This window comes from Xenorhabdus sp. NBAII XenSa04 (genome assembly GCF_963866145.1).
Classification (GTDB): domain Bacteria; phylum Pseudomonadota; class Gammaproteobacteria; order Enterobacterales; family Enterobacteriaceae; genus Xenorhabdus; species Xenorhabdus indica.
Genome location: NZ_CAWMEB010000049.1, coordinates 1 through 5,432, shown reverse-complemented (window position 1 = coordinate 5,432; position 5,432 = coordinate 1). Strand labels below are relative to the sequence as shown.

Sequence of the window (5,432 nt, the reverse complement as noted above, 5' to 3'; positions counted from 1 at the left end):
AGCACCTCAACAGGATATATCGTGGTAAAGGTGGTGCCTTCCGTCGGTCCATAGGCCTGCAACAGTTGTTGCGGTGGACGATGTTTCAGCACCTGGGCAATCACTGATAAATCGGGGATATCGCCGCCAAAAATCAGCGTCTTTATCTGCGGCAGCACCGGGGACAACTCTACCGCCAGCCGGTTAAACAGCCCGATGGTCAGCCACAAGATCGTAATACGGTGGGTCTGTAAAACCCGGACTAACTCTACCGGCGTCAATAAGGTGGCGTGATCAAGCACCACCAGTGCCCCCCCGTTAAGCAATGGCGCCCAGACTTCGAAAGTACTGGCATCAAACGCCGGGTTCGCGGTAAAGGCCACCCGATCATCCTGCTCAATGGCCGCATAACCATTATTGATGACCAGCCGAACCACGGCACGGTGTGGTACCAGCACCCCTTTGGGTGTGCCGGTGGAGCCGGAGGTGTACATGATATAGGCTAAATCCGTACTGATACGCGGCAAATCAGGGTTAACGCTATATTGCTCATTGTTTGTATTGCTCTCATCGGCAAGACAAAGCCGTGGCACCGCCAGATCAGCCGGAATATCTGCCTGTGTATCGGTGAGTAACAATTTGGCGGCACAGTCATTGATCAGCCAGTTTTTCCGCTCATCCGGCACACTGGGATCCAGAGGGACGTAAACTGCCCCGGCTTTAAGCACGGCCAGTTGCGCCACGACCAGCATGATGGAACGCTCGAACAGCAGCCCAACCGGATCGCCGGGGCAAACACCTCGTTCGATTAGCTGATGAGCCAATTGATTTGCCCATGTATTCAGTTCACTGTAGCTCAGGGTCTTATCGCCCGCTATCAGGGCTGTCGCCTGTGGCGTTTTCTCTGCCTGCTGTTCAAACCCTTGATGAATACACAATGTGTCAGGATATGGCGTTTCAGTCGCGTTCCAGGTTTCCAGCAATAATCGGCGTTCTGCCGGCAACAGCATCTCAATTTTCCCGACCTGTTGTTGATAATCAGTCACCATCGCTTGCAGCACCGCATGCAAGTAACCAATGTGTCGTTCAACAGTCGGCTGATTAAACAGTGCGGTTGAATAACCGAGATAACCGACAATCCTGCCGGCTTCCTCTGACAAGTTCAGTTCGAGATCAAATTTGACAATATCGAATGCTTGCTCAGCCGGTGACACGACCAACCCCGGCAATGTCCAGTCTGTGTACTCATTATTTTGCCAGGCAAACATGACCTGAAACAGCGGTGTATGGGCCAACTGACGCGGTGGTTGCACAATTTCCACCACTTGCTCAAACGGCAAATCCTGATGCGTCTGTGCCGCTAACGCGGTTTGCCGGACCTGTGCCAGTAACTCCGCTACCGTCAACTCACCCGAAACACCCATGCGCAACGCCAGGGTATTCACGAAGAAGCCAATTAAAGACTCCACTTCTTGATGGTTACGGCCAGCACTGGGGGTACCAATCACGACATCCTCCTGCCCCGACAAACGTGACAAAACTATCGCCCAGGCGGATAACAGTGTCATAAATAACGTTACCCCCTGCTGCGCGCTCAGCCGTTTCAGGGCCGCCGTCAATTCCGCACCCAGATTGATAGGCAAAGCCTGCCCGGCAAACGACTGCTCAGGCGGACGGGGGCGGTCTGTGGGCAACTCCAGTAAAACGGGGACGTCAGCCAACGTGGTACGCCAATAATCAGACTGCACCTGAATACGTTCAGCAGAGAGCCATTGACGCTGCCAGACCGCATAATCAGGGTACTGGATTGCCAATGGCGGTAAAGGATCAGGCTGCCCGGCCAGAAAAGCCGAATAGAGTGTGTTTAGTTCCTGTACCAGCACATTGACCGACCAGCCATCGGAAATAATATGATGTTGGGTCAGCAAAAACTGGTATTCATCATCCGCCAGCCGGATCAGCACTGCCCGGATAAGCGGACCACAATTGAGTTCAAAGGGTGCCGACATCTCCTTCGTACACAATCGTTCCAGTATCACTTCGGCATCCGGGTCTCCACGCAGATCATGCTGAACCCAGGGCAACCCGTGATCCGCCGTCAGCAGGCGGATTTGAGGCTGACCATCAACGGAAACAAAGACCGAGCGCAACGCTTCATGGCGGGCAAATAATGCATTCAGGGCCTGCTGCCAAACTGCGATATCCAGTTCACCCCGCAAACGTAGCGCCATGGGGATATGATACGTCTCACTGACGCCTTCAAACTGAGTCAGGAACCACAAACGCTGTTGTGCGAATGACAATGGCAGTATCCCCTCACGGGAGACAGATATAATGGCTGGCACAACATGATTTTGCTTATCAATCCGGGCCTGCACCGCCTCAGCCAGAGCCACCAAAGAAGGTGTGCTAAACAGTACAGGCAACGGCAATTCGACCCCTAGCACCGCTATTCGGTTCATCATCCGCACCACCAGCAGTGAATGGCCACCCAGGGCAAAGAAATTATCATGCCGGCTGATCGATTCAATCCCTAAGATTTCCCGCCAAATCGCTGCCAGCGTGTTTTCTGTTTCTCCCTGCGGGGCTTCATAGATTTGCCGGGCAAAGGCCTCTCCGTCTGGTGCCGGCAGTGCCCGGCGATCCAGCTTACCGTTCGGCGACAAGGGAAACGCATCCAGACGCACAAAAGCCGCCGGCACCATATAATCCGGTAACACCGCGCTCAGATGAGCGCGCAGGCTGTTAACCAATTCCTCATCCGCTGCCGCGACCACATAGGCCACCAGCCGCTTATCCTGCCCTTCTCCCTGCGCCAACACCACCGATTCATGCACCATGGGGTGCCCGGCCAACCGGGATTCTATTTCCCCCGGTTCAATGCGAAAACCCCGGATTTTCACCTGCTGGTCATTACGGCCCAGAAATTCCAGATTGCCGTCCGGCCGGTAACGCGCTAAATCCCCGGTCCGGTACATGCGTGCATCCGGGCTATCACTAAACGGATCAGCTAAGAAGCGTTCAGCCGTCAGTTCCGGGCGATTAAGGTAACCCCGCGCTACACCCGCGCCACCAATGTATAACTCACCCACCGCTCCCAACGGAACCGGTTGACCATGAATATCCAGGAGATAAAGACAAGTATTAGCAATAGGGCGCCCGATAGAAACCACTGTATCTGTATAATCTGACGGACAACGCCAGACTGTGGCACATATTGTGATTTCTGTAGGGCCATAGGCATTAAACAGCATTGCCCGGCTGCTGAGTGCCTGGAGCAAAGACGCATTAGGCGCTTCACCAGCCAGTACCAATGTTGGCCTTATTGCTATCTCCGGTAAATCTGTTCCTTCTCTTAGCAGGGCGGGTGGGAGGCAGGCATGCGTCACCGCCTGCTCTTCCAGATAGTACCAGAGACGACGCAGATCCTGACGAATCGTGTCGGCAGGAAGAGCCAGACTGGCACCACTACTCAGCGCTATCATTATTTCCCAAACACTGGCATCAAAACCCAATGAAGCAAACTGCAATATCCGGCTAGATCCATTAACCTTAAATCGGGCGATTTGAGCCAAAGCCAGATTCACTACGCCCCTATGCTCTACCATGACCCCTTTTGGGGTGCCGGTCGAACCAGAAGTATAAATCACATAGGCCAGATGACGTGCAGTCAATGCCGGTATTTGCGGATTACTATCCGGCCGGTCAAACCGGTTATTCGGGTCAAGCACTGTCCGTTCTGCCAGTGCCTGCTCACCCAATGCTGTCCGGCCAGTCTTATCGGCCAGCACAAGAACCGGCGATGCATCCTTCAGAATATAAACCAGACGCTCTCCCGGATAAGCCGGGTCCAGCGGTACATAGGCCCCACCGGCTTTTAAGACAGCCAGCAATGCAACCACCATGGTTGGTGAACGTGACACACAAATGGCGACCCGTTGCTCCGGCGCTACGCCCAGTGCCATTAACTGATGCGCCAGTCGGTTAGCCCGGACATTTAATTCCGCATAACTGAGCGTCTGGTTTTCATAGACTAGCGCGGTGGCCTGTGGCGTTTTCGCCACCTGCTGTTCAAACCACTGATGAATACACAACGCCTCAGGATAAGCGGTTTCCGTCCTGTTCCAGGTTTTTAATAACAGCGTGCGTTCTGTTTCCGGCAGGATGTCCAACTGCCGTACTGGGATTTCCGGGGCCTGTTCCAGTGCCTCCACCAGACTTTCCAGTGCCTGCTGCATATAGCCACATACCCGCGCCGGCTCAAACGGCTGCACGACCTGCGCCGTCAAGCCCAACGCGTCACCATAATCTTCCACTGACAGAGCAAAAGGGTAGTTGGTCCGCTCCTGTTCACCAACAAACTCAATCCCACTGACCAGTTCCCCAGACATACCCAATAAAACATTGTGGCGGTAATTCAGCAAAGCACTAAAGAGGGGCGTACCACGATCAACGCCACTACACTGTTGGGCCAACACCAGTGACGCATGCTCATGGGCTAATAATCCCGCCAGCCGACGATGGGTGGTTTGCACACTGTCCCGTACCGGGGTGTTATCCATATCCAGCCGCAACGGCAAGGTATTGATAAACAGCCCCATCCCACTGTCTGCCCCTTCTCCCGCGGCCATGCGCCCGAACAGTACCGTACCGAATACCACTTTTTCTTGTCCGCTGGTGCATGACAACACCTGAGCCCAGGCCAGATGACACAAGGCTGCCAGACTGACGCCTAATTGCCGGGCCTGACTGCGCAGGCGGTCATTCAGTTCAGGCGTTAACATTTGGTGAGATTCCGTCACCTGTGAACCATCGCGATGTACCTCTGTCAAGCCAAACGGCAACGTCGGCTCTTCCACCTCCGCTAACATCTCAGAAAAGAAACAGGTATGGGCAGCCTGATTTTCCCCCAACCAAGACTGTGCCACCAGATTGCGGAACGGCATCGGTACAGGCAGATTTTCCTCTTGCCCTGTCAGGTATAACTGGACTTCGCGGTGCATCATTTCCAGCGCTTCATGGTCGCCAATCAGATGATGGTGCAGCTCCAGTAAGAACCAGCGGCCATCCGTTTCCTGCGCCACCACAAAATGCAGGAGCGGAGCCTGCCCCAGATCGAGACGATAGTGGCGTAGATCAAAATGTCGGTTTAACTGATCAATGACTGGGCCATCAGCCGGATCCAGCGTCAGCTCGGTCACTGATAAGGCAGCATGACGCCAGACGACCTGTACTGGCACGGATATGTTTTGCCAGATAAAGGCGGTGCGTAAAATATCGTGCCGCTCAATCATCCGTTGCATCGCTGTCAGATAACGATCCAATAAAGATCGATCAGCAAAAATCATCTGAACGGTCAACAAATACGGGTCGCCTTCCCGTGCCAATAAATGGTGGAACAAAATCCCATCCTGCAAGGGTGATAAAGCGTAGATATCCTGAATATTCGCCAC

At 53.9% G+C, this 5,432-nt stretch carries 1 protein-coding gene; it reads right to left on the bottom strand.

The window, feature by feature from the left end; genetic code table 11:
* On the bottom strand, positions 1 to 5,432 hold a 5,432-nt coding region (locus tag AAC147_RS02415), incomplete at both ends, for a non-ribosomal peptide synthetase (RefSeq protein WP_047685401.1).